The 13,405-nt window shown below is 57.5% G+C and carries 17 protein-coding genes and 1 tRNA gene; 11 read left to right on the top strand and 7 right to left on the bottom strand.

The window, feature by feature from the left end:
- Positions 1–10 precede the first annotated feature (10 nt).
- Both V8247_RS07305 and V8247_RS07300 read right to left on the bottom strand, forming a co-directional pair.
- Positions 11–1,126, bottom strand: a complete 1,116-nt coding sequence (locus tag V8247_RS07305; protein ID WP_338737192.1) for an inositol-3-phosphate synthase — start codon at positions 1,124–1,126, stop codon at positions 11–13.
- A gap of 123 nt (positions 1,127–1,249) precedes the next feature.
- Positions 1,250–1,384: a DUF5679 domain-containing protein gene (locus V8247_RS07300; protein ID WP_338739350.1), complete on the bottom strand. Its 135-nt coding sequence runs from the start codon at positions 1,382–1,384 to the stop codon at positions 1,250–1,252.
- A 149-nt stretch (positions 1,385–1,533) separates the two neighbouring features.
- Between V8247_RS07300 and V8247_RS07295 the strand changes: the two genes are divergently transcribed.
- Positions 1,534–1,974, top strand: coding sequence for a hypothetical protein (locus tag V8247_RS07295; RefSeq protein ID WP_338737191.1), 441 nt, complete (start codon positions 1,534–1,536; stop codon positions 1,972–1,974).
- Positions 1,975–1,981: 7 nt separating this feature from the next.
- Here the strand turns inward: V8247_RS07295 and truB are convergent, their stop codons facing one another.
- Genes truB through nusA form a run of 5 tightly spaced genes read right to left on the bottom strand, consistent with a single transcriptional unit; the run spans position 1,982 to position 6,768 of the window.
- Positions 1,982–2,872 carry a tRNA pseudouridine(55) synthase TruB gene (gene truB / locus V8247_RS07290; RefSeq protein ID WP_338737190.1) on the bottom strand — a complete coding sequence of 297 codons (891 nt, stop codon included), beginning with the start codon at positions 2,870–2,872 and terminating at the stop codon, positions 1,982–1,984.
- 4 nt (positions 2,873–2,876) lie between these two features.
- A complete protein-coding gene (gene rbfA, locus V8247_RS07285; RefSeq protein WP_338737189.1) occupies positions 2,877–3,239 on the bottom strand; it encodes a 30S ribosome-binding factor RbfA in 363 nt (120 codons plus the stop codon).
- Positions 3,236–5,011, bottom strand: a complete 1,776-nt coding sequence (gene infB / locus V8247_RS07280) for a translation initiation factor IF-2 (RefSeq protein WP_338737188.1) — start codon at positions 5,009–5,011, stop codon at positions 3,236–3,238. Before infB ends, rbfA begins: the two co-directional genes overlap by 4 nt.
- Positions 5,004–5,312, bottom strand: coding sequence for an RNase P modulator RnpM (gene rnpM / locus V8247_RS07275; protein ID WP_338737187.1), 309 nt, complete (start codon positions 5,310–5,312; stop codon positions 5,004–5,006). Before rnpM ends, infB begins: the two co-directional genes overlap by 8 nt.
- Positions 5,284–6,768 (bottom strand): transcription termination factor NusA, encoded by a 1,485-nt coding sequence (gene nusA, locus V8247_RS07270; protein WP_338737185.1) that lies wholly within the window; start codon positions 6,766–6,768, stop codon positions 5,284–5,286. Before nusA ends, rnpM begins: the two co-directional genes overlap by 29 nt.
- A gap of 225 nt (positions 6,769–6,993) precedes the next feature.
- On the opposite strand from nusA, the gene V8247_RS07265 reads away from it, so the two are divergent.
- From V8247_RS07265 to V8247_RS07220, 10 genes are all read left to right on the top strand, one after another.
- Positions 6,994–7,374 carry a RidA family protein gene (locus V8247_RS07265; RefSeq protein WP_338737184.1) on the top strand — a complete coding sequence of 127 codons (381 nt, stop codon included), beginning with the start codon at positions 6,994–6,996 and terminating at the stop codon, positions 7,372–7,374.
- A gap of 68 nt (positions 7,375–7,442) precedes the next feature.
- Positions 7,443–7,766 carry an FmdB family zinc ribbon protein gene (locus V8247_RS07260; protein ID WP_338737183.1) on the top strand — a complete coding sequence of 108 codons (324 nt, stop codon included), beginning with the start codon at positions 7,443–7,445 and terminating at the stop codon, positions 7,764–7,766.
- A 70-nt stretch (positions 7,767–7,836) separates the two neighbouring features.
- Positions 7,837–8,679: a 4Fe-4S binding protein gene (locus tag V8247_RS07255; RefSeq protein ID WP_338737182.1), complete on the top strand. Its 843-nt coding sequence runs from the start codon at positions 7,837–7,839 to the stop codon at positions 8,677–8,679.
- A 71-nt stretch (positions 8,680–8,750) separates the two neighbouring features.
- Positions 8,751–9,848: a bifunctional diaminohydroxyphosphoribosylaminopyrimidine deaminase/5-amino-6-(5-phosphoribosylamino)uracil reductase RibD gene (gene ribD / locus V8247_RS07250; RefSeq protein WP_338737181.1), complete on the top strand. Its 1,098-nt coding sequence runs from the start codon at positions 8,751–8,753 to the stop codon at positions 9,846–9,848.
- Between the two features lie 7 nt (positions 9,849–9,855).
- Entirely contained in the window at positions 9,856–10,482 is a 627-nt protein-coding gene (locus tag V8247_RS07245; protein WP_338737180.1) for a riboflavin synthase, read from the top strand.
- Positions 10,483–10,566: 84 nt separating this feature from the next.
- A complete protein-coding gene (locus tag V8247_RS07240) occupies positions 10,567–11,799 on the top strand; it encodes a bifunctional 3,4-dihydroxy-2-butanone-4-phosphate synthase/GTP cyclohydrolase II (protein ID WP_338737179.1) in 1,233 nt (410 codons plus the stop codon).
- Positions 11,792–12,256, top strand: a complete 465-nt coding sequence (gene ribE, locus V8247_RS07235; protein WP_375340861.1) for a 6,7-dimethyl-8-ribityllumazine synthase — start codon at positions 11,792–11,794, stop codon at positions 12,254–12,256. The genes V8247_RS07240 and ribE overlap by 8 nt, the downstream gene beginning before the upstream one ends.
- Before the next feature lie 88 nt (positions 12,257–12,344).
- Complete coding sequence (locus tag V8247_RS07230; RefSeq protein ID WP_338737178.1) at positions 12,345–12,584, top strand: hypothetical protein; 240 nt, start codon at positions 12,345–12,347, stop codon at positions 12,582–12,584.
- 15 nt (positions 12,585–12,599) lie between these two features.
- Positions 12,600–13,208: a biotin transporter BioY gene (locus V8247_RS07225; RefSeq protein WP_338737177.1), complete on the top strand. Its 609-nt coding sequence runs from the start codon at positions 12,600–12,602 to the stop codon at positions 13,206–13,208.
- 72 nt (positions 13,209–13,280) lie between these two features.
- Positions 13,281–13,357: transfer RNA gene (locus V8247_RS07220), tRNA-Val, on the top strand.
- Positions 13,358–13,405: the final 48 nt, after the last annotated feature.

The following is a 13,405-nucleotide window of genomic DNA, read 5'->3' as shown; positions in this document are numbered from 1 at the left end:
TTGAGCGCTGTTAGCTCTCTTTGGTATCAGCTTTTTTGCCCTTTTTAAGCTCGGCGACACTTTCCGCGATGAAGCTTTCGGTGGCGTCATGAGCGCAGGCATCTGAATACTGTTCCGGCGGTGACTTCATGAAGTAGGATGACGGCCCGAACAGCGCACCTTTCATGCCGCGCTCCAGGGCCAGTTTGGCACAGCGGACGGCATCAATAACCACGCCGGCGGAGTTGGGGCTGTCCCAGACTTCAATCTTGCACTCCAGATTCAACGGGACATCACCGAAGGTGCGGCCTTCCATGCGGATGTGGCAGAACTTGCGGTCTTCCAGCCACGGCACATAATCAGAAGGACCGACGTGGATGTCAGAGGGATTCATCTTGTAATCCAACTGGGAAGAAACAGCGTTGGTCTTGGAAATCTTTTTGCTTTCCAGACGCTCGCGCTCCAGCATGTTCATGAAGTCGGTGTTGCCGCCGAAGTTGAGCTGATAGGTGCGCTCCAGCTTGACGCCGCGCTCCCGGAACAGGTGGGTCAGGACGCGGTGAACGATGGTGGCGCCGACCTGGCTCTTGATATCGTCGCCGATAATGGGCAGCCCTTTGGCAATAAAGCGATCCTGCCAGTATTTTTCACGGGCAATGAATACCGGGATGCAGTTAATGAAGGCGCAACCGGCTTCCAGCACCTGCTCAACATACCATTTGGTGGCTTCTTCGCTGCCGACCGGCAGGTAATTGATGACTACGTCAACTTTCCGTTCCTTGAGGATGCCGACGATGTCGGCAGTCGGACCGGGGGCTTTTTCAATAATCTGGGACAGGTATTTGCCCAGACCGTCATGGGTCATGCCGCGCTCAACCTTAACACCGGTCAGCGGCACTTCCGCGAATTTAAAGGTATTGTTCGGAGTGGTATAAATAGCCTCGGCCAGGTCTTTGCCGACTTTATTTTTATCCACGTCAAAAGCAGCGACGAACTCTATGTCACTGACATGATAGCCGCCCAGGTTGACATGCATCAGACCCGGTACGAATTCGTTTTCCTTAGCTTTTTTGTAGTAGTGAACCCCTTGTACGAATGATGACGCACAATTGCCCACGCCGATAATGGCGACATTGATTTTGCCCAAGATATTTGGACTCCTTTCTAATAATTACGGTAGCTAAACTCAGACGACTGAACCAACGCAGGATTACAGCCTGTGTTTACACACGACAACCAGTCCCGGTGGAAAAATAAGGAGGAACCCGGACTATCCGATGCGGAAAACTTTTGTGCCACATGTCGGGCAGACGCCCTGAGTGGCCGGCTTGCCGTTCTTGAGGGTGACTTTCTTGGCGTCCTTGATCTCTCTTTTAGCCCGGCATTTGACGCAATAAGCTTCCATCTTCCTGACTCCTTGGTTTGTCATTCCAGCCCCATATCATCGTTGATTATGGACTCATTGTCAAGCTATTTCAAGCTATAATAAAACAAATAATTACCGGGTGTCCTTAAAAGGGTTTTCTTGCTATACTCTGGGCGAGGAATAATGCAATGAATGAAAACACCAAAGACTCCGGCTGGCTTGAAAATTTTGACCGCATCTTTCAGCAGGCTGATGCCGTAATAGATGAAGTCACCCTGGCGGTGAACAGTGAAGATGAAGCGGCCACCCGAGCAGCCCTGAATAAGGCCGTGACCGTAATGACGCCGCTGCTGGCCGAGCTGAAAGACACCCCCAAGCCGGCAGGCAAAGACCTGAAAGAAGTGAAAAAACGCTTTGCTGACGGTTATAAGGTGTTTTTGGACGGCTGTAATTACGGGGTTGAATATTTATGTACGCCCTCACCGTGGAACCGCAGCGTCTGGTGGATAACACTGGAAAAGGCCACCGATAAACTGCATGAAGCCGTGGCCTGTTACAAATTCTGCCGGCCGGGAACCGAGGCCGACACCGTGGCGGAAGAGGAACCATCGGCGGAAATCCAGGACTGACCCGGTTTTATTCCCCCGGCTGAGCGGCCCCGAAGACCTTCAGCCGCAGCTCCGGCCCGGTCAGGTCGGCGATGGCCGTCAGAACCCCTTCGGCAGCGTACAGCCGGTAAGCCTGACCTTCGGCCAGTTGCGCCCGGAGTTCCGGCGTCACCACCCCGTGACTGAGGCTCGCCGACATAGCGGCGTCCAGCATTAGCCGCGGCAGTAAATCCAGTCCGTGGTCCAGCGGCAATAAAGCGGCGGCGACGCCCCCGACGTCAGTCAGTTCATCCAGCGCGACGGCTTGCCCGATGTTAAAACAGCCGTAAGCCGTCCGCCGTAATTTTTTCAGATGCGCGCCCACCCCCAGCGCCTGCCCCAGGTCATAAGCCAGGGAACGGATGTAGGTCCCACCGCTGCATTCCACTTCAATCCGCACCACCGGGGAGGTAAATTCCAGCAAGTCCAACCGGAAGATGGTGACGGCGCGCGGTTTAAGCTCAGCCGTCTCTCCCCGCCGCGCCAGCTCATATAACGGACGGCCGTTGAGTTTAAGGGCGCTGTACATGGGGGGAATCTGTTCAATACTGCCGGAGAAACCCTTAAGGGCGGCGGCCACCTGACTCAGCGTCACCGCGGAGGCATCGGCGGTAAAGGTTATCCGGCCTTCGGCATCGTAGGTATCGGTCGCCGTACCCAGTTCAATATCGGCCTGGTAGGTTTTTGAAAGCTGATGGAGATATTCCACCGTCCGGGTCGCCTGGCCCAGAGCGATGGGCAGCACCCCGGTAGCCAGCGGATCCAGCGTGCCGGCGTGGCCGATACGGCAACGGCCGGTAATCTTCTTGATGCGGGCGATAACCCCGTAAGAGGTCAGGCCGGCCGGTTTATCTACGTTGAGCCAGCCGTTGAGGCTCATGGTTTTACTCACCGGAGGGGTTAACGGAATCCCGGTTGGCCTCTTCAATCAAACGATTCAGGCGGGCGCCCCGTTCAATGGAATCATCCCAGTAAAAAGCCAGCTCCGGCACATGACGCAGCGTCAGCACCTTGCCCAGTTCGCCCCGGAAATACCCTGCCGCCCCGGTCAGGGTCTGAAGGATTTCCTTCTTGTTTTCCGAGGTGACCAGATGACTGACGAAGACTTTGGCAAAACCCAGGTCCGCCGCCGTTTCCACGGCGTTGATGGACAGAAACTCCAGCCGCGGGTCGCGAATCTCGCGCTGCATGATCCGGCTGAGTTCTTCCCGGATTAACTGGTTCACCCGCTCCATGCGATGGCTCAAGCGCTTTTCTCCCGGCGGACAAATTCCAGAATATCCCCGACCGCAAATTCGTTGAAGCCATCCAGCCCGACGCCGCCTTCAAAACCGGCCAATATTTCACGGACATCATCCTTGAAGCGCCGCAGTGAAATCATCGGATTTTCGGTTATGACCTCGCTGCCCCGCATGACCCGGACCCGGGCACCACGGGTAGCCTTGCCTTCCAGAACGTACATACCGGCCACATTGACCTTCTTGCCGGCGGAGAATACGGCGCGAACCTCAGCCCGGCCTTCAATGATTTCCTTAATCTCCGGTTCCAGCAGGCCCTTGAGGGCTTTATCAACCTCTTCCACCAGGTTATAAATGATGTCATATTGACGGATGTCTATCTTCTCCGCGTCAGCCAGACGCTGAGCGCCGGTCTCAATACCAGTAGAGAACCCGATAACCAGACCACTGGACGCAATAGCCAGCATGACGTCGTTTTCGGTGACGTTGCCGGTGCCGGCATGAATAATATGCACCGACAGTTTCTCGGTGGTCAGCTTCTCCAGCGAGGTGCGGATAGGTTCAATGCTGCCCTGAACGTCGGTTTTCAGAATGATGTTGAGTTCCTTGACGCTGCCGGAGGCAATCTGCTCATGCAGACTGGACAGGGTGACGGTGGCCGTCTTCTTTTCGGCCCTTTCGCTGATCTGTAATCTGGCCTGGCGTTCGTTGGTAGCCACCGTGAGGGTATCGCCGACGTTGGGCACGGCGGGCAAACCCAGGATGGCCGCCGGAGTGGACGGCTCCGCCTTGCGGATTTGTTTGTTCTGGTCATTGAACATGGCCTTGATCTTGCCGAAGACATTGCCGACGACCACGATATCGCCGACTTTGAGCGTCCCGTTCTGTATCAGCACGGTGGTCATGGCGCCGCGGTTTTTATCCATCTCGGCTTCAATAACCACACCGGTGGCTGAAGCGCCGGGGTCAGCGTGGAGGTCTTCAATTTCCGCCACCAGGAGAATATTCTCCAGCAGCTCATCAATACCGATACCGTCCTTGGCGGAGGTGCCGACGGCGATGGTATCGCCGCCCCACTCTTCAATTACCAGTCCCTGGTCGGCCAGCTGCTGTTTGACCCGGTCAGGATTGGCGCCGGGCTTGTCAATCTTGTTGACAGCCACGATAATCGGCACCTCGGCTGCCCGGGCATGGTCAATGGCTTCCAGGGTCTGCGGCATGATGCCGTCATCGGCCGCCACCACCAGAATAGTAATATCGGTCGCGCGGGCACCGCGGGCCCGCATGGCGGTAAACGCCTCATGACCCGGGGTATCCAGGAAGGTTATCTTCTGGCCTTTGACCTCCACCTGATAAGCCCCGATATGCTGGGTGATGCCGCCGGCTTCACTTTCCATGACGTGGGTCTGGCGAATGGCATCCAGCAGGCGCGTCTTACCGTGGTCAACGTGACCCATGATGGTCACCACCGGCGGGCGCAGGGGCAGGTGCTTCAGATATTCCTGATCCGGGCGCTTCTTCTTCTGGGCGGCCGACCGCACCGGCTGCGGTTTGGCTTCAATGCCGAAATCCGCCGTCAGTTTGGCGGCGGTTTCAAAATCAATCACCTCATTGACGTTGGCCATCACGCCGTTGCGCATCAACTGCTTGATGACTTCAATGGGATGCTGCCGGATGGTGGCCGATAATTGACGCACGGTCAGAGCCGCGGGCAGTTCCACCACCGGACGAGCCGGAGTCTGGTCTGCGGAATCGGCTGGGTTTTGTTTTTGTTCAGACACTGGATTGCTCCTTTAACATTTCAGCGATAGCCGCCCTCAGTGTCTCCCGGTCTTCACTGCCGAGTCTCACCTTTAAGACGTATTCCAGTTGATTGCCCTTCAAGGCACCGTTGAGACAGGCCGGCTCGCGGCACAGATAGGCGCCCCGGCCCGGTGCCTTGCCGGTGCTGTCCGGCGACACGCCGCCTTCCGGGGTGCGTACGAAACGCTGTAAACCCCGTTTGCCCCCTACCTGCCGGCAGACCACACAGGTACGCTGTGGAACCTTTTTGTTAGTAATCATCTCCGAAATCAAATTCACCGGCGCCGCCGCTGCGCTTTTTCTTACGTTTATCTCTATCATCAGAATCCCGGCCGCCGCGCCGCTTTTTCTTTTCTGCATTTTCCGCAGCCCGACCGAGGATATCCTCAGCGAACCGAACGCCGGACTTGCTCTCGCCGACCGATACCCGTTCGGCCATATCCAAAGATAGCTTCAGACCGACAGGTTCAGGTTCGGGTGCCGGCGCTTCAGGTTCAACACTCAGCACCGGTTCCATGATCTCAGGCGCCAGCTCCGGCAGCGGTTCAGCGGGCTTCTCCTGCGGCTTGGCCGCCGGTTTCTCGGCGCTCTTTTCCTCCGCCTTGACGGCGGCTTTTTCCTTAGCCTTCGGCGCCGGCTTTTCTTCCTTGACCGGTTCCGGTTCCACCACCGGCGGCGCGACTACCACGGGGTGTTCGGCCTCGTATTGAGAAACACTCTTTATGTCAATTCGCCAGCCGGTGAGTTTCACCGCCAGGCGGACATTCTGCCCTTCTTTGCCGATAGCCAGGCTCTGCTGGCGATCCGGGATCACCGCGGTGGCGGTTTTCTCACCTTCATTGATGATAACCCGCACCACCTGCGCCGGGCTGAGGGCATTGGTAATCAGGACGGCCGGATCCGCGCTCCAAGAAATAACGTCAATCTTTTCCCCGTTGAGCTCGCTGACGATATTCTGAATGCGGATACCGCGTAAACCGACACAACAGCCCACCGGGTCAATACCGGACTGCCGGGCAGACACGGCCACTTTGGAACGGGCGCCGGCTTCGCGGGCCACCCCTTTTATCTCCACCATGCCGGAGTAAATCTCCGGGATTTCCATTTCAAACAGCCGCCGCAGCAAGCCCGGGTGGGAGCGTGAAACGACCACGACCGCACCTTTGACAGTCCGGGCTACTTCCACCATATACACCTTCAGGCGCTGACCGGGACGATAACGTTCGGTATGCACCTGTTCATTCGGCGGCATGACCGCTTCGGCCCGCCCCAGGTCAATGACCACCTGACGGGGTTCCGCCCGCTGGATCATACCGGAGACAATATCACCGGCCTTGCCGGCATATTCATCCACGATAGCGGTGCTTTCAGCCTCGTGCAGGCGCTGCAGGATAACCTGCTTGGCCGTCTGGGCGGCAATACGCCCGGCATCATGCGGCGTGTCTTCAATCAGCACCGGCTCACCCATCTGAATGCCGGGGTGGACTTTAACCGCCTCAGCCAGCGTCACTTCAATCCGGGGATCGGTGACTTTCTCAACCACCGTTTTCTCAGCCCAAACCTTTACCCGGCCGGTCTGATTGTCAATTTTGGCCTGGATATTTTGATTAGGGGTAAAGCTCTCCTTGCGGTAAGCGGACACCAGGGCTGCTTCAACTGCCGCCAGCACTACCTCTTTAGAGAGGTTTTTCTCTGCGGAGAGTTGAGTGATAGCGAGCAAAAAGTCGCTCTTCATCTCTTACTACGGCTCCCCCTTCAATTTTTAATACAATAAAAAAGTGGGATTCCAACCCACTTCACAGGTCTCTTCAACTGCAAAGAGTATATCACTTCAATATTCTTTCTGCAATAGGTTGTAAACATAAATATCCGTATTTAACCAGCCGTCCGTGACCGGTTGCTATCCGGGTCGGCGGTAGATTAGAATCAGGGCCATCAAAATAACTTGCGAGGCCCTAAAATGACCAAAGAAATAATTCACTCCGACCACGCGCCCAAAGCTATCGGCCCCTATTCTCAGGCGATAAAAGCCGGAAACTTACTGTTCACTTCCGGCCAGTTGCCGCTTAATCCGGCGACGGGTGAAGTCGGCGGCGACATCGCCGCCCAGACCCGGCAGGTGCTGGAAAACCTTAAAGCCGTCATTGAGGCCGCCGGCGGGACGCTGGCTGACGTGGTCAAGGCCACCGTCTTTATCACTGATCTGGCGGGTTTTGCCGCCATGAATGAGGTCTACGCCCAGTATTTCAGCGTCAAACCGCCGGCCCGCAGCACCGTAGAGGTGTCGGGCCTGGCGAAAAATGCCCTGGTGGAGATAGAAGTGGTGGCGGTACTGGGCTAGACTCAGGGTATCACTGTCATCCGGGCGGTATAACACCCGACCCGCCATATAATAAGGGAGAAGCATACATGCCCACCTATGAATATGACTGTCTGACGTGCAAGTCACGCTTTGAGGTAACGCGAAAGTTTTCTGAAACCGGCGGCGGCACCTGTCCGAAATGCGGAGCAGAAGGCCAGCGGATTTATTGTGCGCCGCATCTGGTATTCAAAGGGCCGGGATTCTACGTCACCGACAGCCGGACCGAGGTAGACCCGGAGGTAGCGCACCGCAAGAAGGAAACCGAGGCTGCTGCCAAACCTGCGGACGCCGCCGGCACACCCGCCGTACCCGAAAAAGCCGCCGCGCCGGCGGCCGCGGAACCGGCCAAACCGGCAGGCGAAGGTGTTTAAACGGCAGTCAGCAAAAGGAAAACGGGCCGGCGCCTTGACCCGCCGGGGCCTGACCCCTTAAAGTAGCGCCATGTGTCAATTCTGTCACCAGCACGGTGAAGGCCAAAAATGGTACCTGAAAGCCGCCAATTACTCCGAAGAACTGCTGAACGACGTCAAACGCCGCCGGTACATTGAGCATTTCTTCCGCCATCCGGAAGGACTGACCAACGGCGCGGCTAACCTGAACAAAATCCAGGACATGCCAGCCATTGTCCGCAATATGGTCACCCCGGTGCTCACCGGCCGTCAGAAAAAACACCATTTCGGCCAGGTACTGCCGCTGGAGGACGTCAGCGAAGTCCTGGCCATGACCACCTCGGTGGTGCGTCTGACCTGCATCTGCCGTCATGCCATCGGTAAAAAAGAGGCCCGCTACTGCTACGGCCTGAGTCTGTCCCCCGGCGGCGGCCGTATCAAGGAAATCCTGAACGAACTTGACGATACCTTTCTTCACGGGCCGGATACCGCCGGGTTGGAGGTGCTCACGCCTGCCGAAGCCCTGCTGGATATGCAAAAACACGACGAAGACGGCTTATGCCACACTATCTGGACTTTTCAGACGCCGTTTATCGGCGGCATCTGCAACTGCGACCGGGCCGATTGCATGGCGCTGAACGTCAGCCTTAATCTGCAAACGCCGGTGTTGTTCCGGGCGGAATATGTCGCTGAGATTGATGAAACGGCCTGTTCCGGGTGCCGCAACTGCTTCAGCGTCTGCCATTTCGGCGCCCTGGAGTACAGTCATACCTCAGCCGCCGCCCAAATCAACCCCCGCCAGTGCTACGGGTGCGGCGTTTGTCGCGCCGCCTGCCCTACCGGGGCCATTACCCTGCGGGCCCGCAGTGCCTCAACCGTCGCCAACCTGTGGTAGGCGCGCTGCCGCGCGGCATCCCCCTCCGGCCATTTGCGCCGTTTTCCGCCCGATGCTAGAATGCCACCATCATGGACTACATGGAACAGGCGCTGAAACTGGCCGGGCTGGCTGTTGGTGAAGTCAGTCCCAATCCCGCGGTCGGTGCCGTTATCGTCAAGAATGACGAGATTATCGGCCAGGGCTACACCCAGCCGCCAGGGCAGGACCACGCAGAAATTGTCGCCCTGAAACAGGCCGGCGCTGCAGCCAACGGCGCCGTCATGTACGTCACTCTGGAGCCCTGCGCTCATCAGGGGCGGACGCCGCCCTGCACCGACGCCATCATCACCGCCGGCATTAAAGAAGTCCATTTCGCCACCCTTGACGACAATCCGGTGGTTTTCGGCAAGGGCAAGGCTGCGCTGGTCTCGGCCGGCATTGAAGTCCACGTCGGCCAGCACCGCGAGGCCGCCCGCGAAATCAACGAAGCCTATTTTAAATATATCAATACCGGTCTGCCCTTTGTGACCGCCAAATTCGCCATGAGCCTAGACGGCAAAATCGCCACCTGTACCGGCGATTCCAAGTGGATTTCCAACGATGAATCCCGGGCTTACTCCCATTCGCTGCGCCATGATGCTGATGCCATCATGGCCGGTGTCGGCACCGTCATCGCTGATGATCCCAAGCTGACCGCCCGCTGCTGCGCCGGTCGCGGTGGGACCTCTCATAAACAACCCCTGCGGGTAGTAATTGATTCCGTGGGCCGCACTCCGCCGGAGGCCTGTCTTTTCGGCGAACCCGGCCGCACTATCATCGCCTTCGGGACCCAAATTCCGGAAGACCAGCGCCAGAGCTACATCAAAGCCGGTGCGGAGCTGGTGGAGCTGCCCGACGGCCATAACCGGGTAGACCTGCCGGCCCTGCTGCAACATCTGGGACAACAGCAGGTGACCAGCATTTTGGTGGAGGGCGGCAGTGCTGTGCTGGGAAGCATGTTTGATGCCGGACTGGTAGACAAGGTCATTGTGTTTATCGCGCCCGTTATTATCGGCGGGGCGCAGGCGCTGACCCCGGTCGGCGGCATCGGCGCTGAAACCCTGGCTAAAGCCTGGCGGCTGGAGAAAACCCGCACCAGCCACTTTAACGGCGATACCGCCATTACCGGTTACGTTTTAAAGGAATAGGTCAGCAGTGTTCAGCGGCATCGTAGAAGAAACCGGCATCATCACCACCACCAGCGGCGACTCCCTGTCCATCCAGGGAGAGGTGATATTTGCCGACCTCAAACCCGGTGACTCAGTAGCTGTCAACGGGGTCTGTCTGACCGTCAAAGAGATGAAGCAGCCCTTCTTCACCGTCAATGTCATGCCGGAAACCCTCAAACGCACCAATCTCGGTGAACTCAAGCCCGGCCACCGGGTCAATCTGGAGCGGGCCATGACCCTGTCTTCCCGTCTGGGCGGGCACCTGGTGCAAGGCCATGTGGATGCCACCGGTACGGTGAAGGCGATCGCCTGGGAAGGCGACGCCGAACTGCTGACGCTGGCTGCCCCGGCGGAGCTGATGCGTTATGTGGTGGATAAGGGCTTTATCGCCGTAGACGGCCTCAGCCTGACCGCCATAAACGTCACTGATGAAAGCTTTACCGTGTCGCTGGTAGCTTTCAGCCGGCAACACACCACCATCGCCGAACGGAAACCCGGCGACCGGCTCAATCTGGAAGCTGATATCATCGCCAAATACACCGAACGTTTTACCACCCGACGGGAAAGCCGCATCACCCCGTCGTTCCTGGCCGAACACGGTTTTACTTCGTAAATTCCCCCTTTATGTAGTATGATTAGTTATGTCCTTATACAAGGACAGACTATTATTACCCCTGACAGGAGACATTTTTCGCTCATGACACTGGCACCAATACCCGAAATTATCGCCGACATCAAAGCCGGCAAGATGGTCATCATCGTTGATGACGAAGACCGCGAGAACGAAGGCGACCTGGTGGTCGCCGCCGAAAAAGCCACCCCGGATGTCATCAACTTCATGGCTAAAAACGGCCGCGGGCTGATCTGTGTTTCCCTCACCGGGGAGCGTCTGGATGAACTTAATATCCCGCTGATGGTACAGGACAACACCGCCAAACACTACACCGCTTTCACCGTTTCCGTTGAAGCCCGGCACCGGGTCAGCACCGGCATCTCGGCGGCTGACCGGGCGGAAACCGTCAGGGCGCTGGTTGACCCGGCCACCCGTCCGGAAGACCTGTTGCGCCCGGGCCACACCTTCCCCCTTCGGGCCCGCGACGGCGGCGTGCTGGTGCGCGCCGGACACACTGAAACTTCGGTTGACCTGGCCCGCCTCGCCGGTTTGTACCCTTCCGGCGTTATCTGTGAAATCATGGATGAAGACGGCACCATGGCCCGGCTGCCGAAATTACGGGAACTGGCCGCCGAATGGGGCCTGAAAATCGGCAGCGTGGAAGACCTTATCGCCTACCGCCGCCGCAATGAAAAATTAGTCCGCCGGGTGGCTGAAGCCCGGCTGCCGACCCGCTACGGAGAGTTCAGCGCCATCGGCTTCAAGAGCGCCCTGGAAACCGGGGAACATCTGGCGATGGTATACGGCGACATCACCGATACCACCGAGCCGATACTGGTGCGGGTTCACTCCGAATGTCTGACCGGTGACGTGCTGGGCAGCATGCGCTGCGACTGCGGTGAGCAGCTGGATCTGGCGATGAAGCAGATTGCCGCCGCCGGCCGCGGCGTCCTGCTGTACATGCGCCAGGAAGGGCGCGGCATCGGCTTTCACAACAAGCTTAGCGCCTATGCCCTGCAGGATCAGGGGCTGGATACGGTTGAAGCCAATGAACGGCTGGGTTTCGGCGCCGACCTCCGGGATTACGGTATCGGCGCTCAGATACTAGCTGACCTGGGACTGCATCAGATTAAGCTGATGACCAACAACCCCAAAAAAGTCGTCGGACTTGAAGGTTACGGCCTGAAAGTGGTAGAAACTATACCGATTGAAATACCGCCCAATCCCCATAACCTGAGATACCTGGAAACCAAACGGGATAAAATGGGACATATTTTTAAACCGGCCGCAAAGGCTGAAGGAGTGGATAATGGCTAATTTTGAAGGTTCTCTCATCGGCCAGGGGCTTAAATTCGCGGTGGTCGTCTCACGTTTCAATGAATTCATGACCGGCAAACTGCTGTCCGGGGCTAAAGACGCCTTCGCCCGGCACGGCGTGAACGACGCCGATGTTGATTTCGCCTGGGTGCCCGGCGCTTTTGAAATTCCGCTGGCTGCCAAGAAACTGGCGAAGAGTGGCCGCTATGACGGAGTGGTCTGTCTGGGCGCCGTCATCAAAGGCAGTACCCCTCATTTTGATTACGTCGCCGGCGAAGTAGCCAAGGGTGTGGCCGCGGTGAATCTGGATACCGGCACCCCTGTAATCTTCGGCGTCATCACCGCCGATACGCTGGAACAGGCCATAGAGCGCTCCGGTTCCAAGATGGGTAACAAGGGTTTTGACGCCGCGGTTCAGGCCATTGAAATGGCCAACCTCATGAAGGCCATGGGCTAAAAAAACTCGTTCGGGTGAAACCCGGCGTTTTGACACTCACTGGTTCAAAACCTATAATGGTTCAACACTGAACCCTTTGGAGCATAATTTGGCCGATAAATCCAAATCGCAGGTAACGCGGCGCGAAGCCGCCCCGACGCTGGAAGACATCGCTCAGCAACTGGCCGTTCTGGATGAACGGCTGGATAACATTGACTCCATCGTCACCAATGTCGCCGAGCGGGTGATGAGCCAGCCGATAACCATCTCGGTCACCTGCGCCGGTTGCGGCCGGGTCAGCACCTACAACCTTCTGGCCAGCGAAAAACCGACTATCGCAAGAAAATAATTACCGGAGTCTCACATGGAACTGTTAGCTCAATTTGAACAGCTGAAATATGACGTATTCCGCCGCCGACAGGCGTTGTCTGTCCCGGCTAAAATCGCCCTGGTTATCGGCTTTGCCGCTTTAACCGGTCTGCTGGCACAGGTTAAGTTTTCGCTCCTGCCGTTTACCCCGGTTCCCGTTACCATGCAGACCTTCGCCGTGCTGCTGGCCGGCGTTACGCTGGGGCGTTGGTGGGGCGGCGGGGCCATGGCTTTATATGTCGGGCTGGGTATTGTCGGCGTTCCCTGGTTCACCGGCGGTGTCGCCGGTTTCGGCTCCACCTTCGGTTATCTCATCGGTTTTATCCTGGCCGCCCTGGTTATCGGCCACATTACTGACAAATATGTTATTTCCCGGACCGTACCCCGGATGTTCGGCCTGATGGCCCTGGCATCGGTCCTGCTCATTTATATCCCCGGCGTTATCTGGCTGTACCTCTGGCTCGGCTTCATCGGTCAGACGCCCACCCTGGCCTCGGTTATCGCCATGGGTGTCGCGCCCTTCCTGGCCGGTGACCTGATCAAGACTGCGGCCGCAGCCGCGGTGGCCCGGGTTATTACTCCCGGCCGGGATTATCTCAGCTAAGAGACCGGCTTCGCGGTTACAGCGGCGCTTGCCATAGAAGGCCGCTTCCGCTAAAATCTTAGCGCTTCTCTGGGGCGGTTAGCTCAGTTGGTTAGAGCACTGCGTTGACATCGCAGAGGTCAGTGGTTCGAGACCACTACCGCCCACCACTTTCAACCCGGCATAACACCCCTGCCTGCCAATGATTCGGAGTACCC

This window comes from Dehalogenimonas sp. W (assembly GCF_037094495.1).
GTDB lineage: Bacteria > Chloroflexota > Dehalococcoidia > Dehalococcoidales > Dehalococcoidaceae > Dehalogenimonas > Dehalogenimonas loeffleri.
Note: the sequence above shows the minus strand (reverse complement) of the source record. Positions and strands in the feature narration are given on the sequence as shown.

Bases quoted from the DNA above. Each gene is read 5' to 3' on its own strand.
- V8247_RS07225 (WP_338737177.1), top strand. From the start codon at position 12,600: ATGGAACTGTTAGCTCAATTTGAACAGCTGAAATATGACGTATTCCGC.
- truB (WP_338737190.1), bottom strand. From the start codon at position 2,872: ATGAGCCTCAACGGCTGGCTCAACGTAGATAAACCGGCCGGCCTGACC.
- V8247_RS07260 (WP_338737183.1), top strand. From the start codon at position 7,443: ATGCCCACCTATGAATATGACTGTCTGACGTGCAAGTCACGCTTTGAG.
- V8247_RS07255 (WP_338737182.1), top strand. From the start codon at position 7,837: ATGTGTCAATTCTGTCACCAGCACGGTGAAGGCCAAAAATGGTACCTG.
- V8247_RS07295 (WP_338737191.1), top strand. From the start codon at position 1,534: ATGAATGAAAACACCAAAGACTCCGGCTGGCTTGAAAATTTTGACCGC.
- V8247_RS07240 (WP_338737179.1), top strand. From the start codon at position 10,567: ATGACACTGGCACCAATACCCGAAATTATCGCCGACATCAAAGCCGGC.
- ribD (WP_338737181.1), top strand. From the start codon at position 8,751: ATGGACTACATGGAACAGGCGCTGAAACTGGCCGGGCTGGCTGTTGGT.
- nusA (WP_338737185.1), bottom strand. From the start codon at position 6,768: ATGAAGAGCGACTTTTTGCTCGCTATCACTCAACTCTCCGCAGAGAAA.
- V8247_RS07265 (WP_338737184.1), top strand. From the start codon at position 6,994: ATGACCAAAGAAATAATTCACTCCGACCACGCGCCCAAAGCTATCGGC.
- V8247_RS07300 (WP_338739350.1), bottom strand. From the start codon at position 1,384: ATGGAAGCTTATTGCGTCAAATGCCGGGCTAAAAGAGAGATCAAGGAC.
- ribE (WP_375340861.1), top strand. From the start codon at position 11,792: ATGGCTAATTTTGAAGGTTCTCTCATCGGCCAGGGGCTTAAATTCGCG.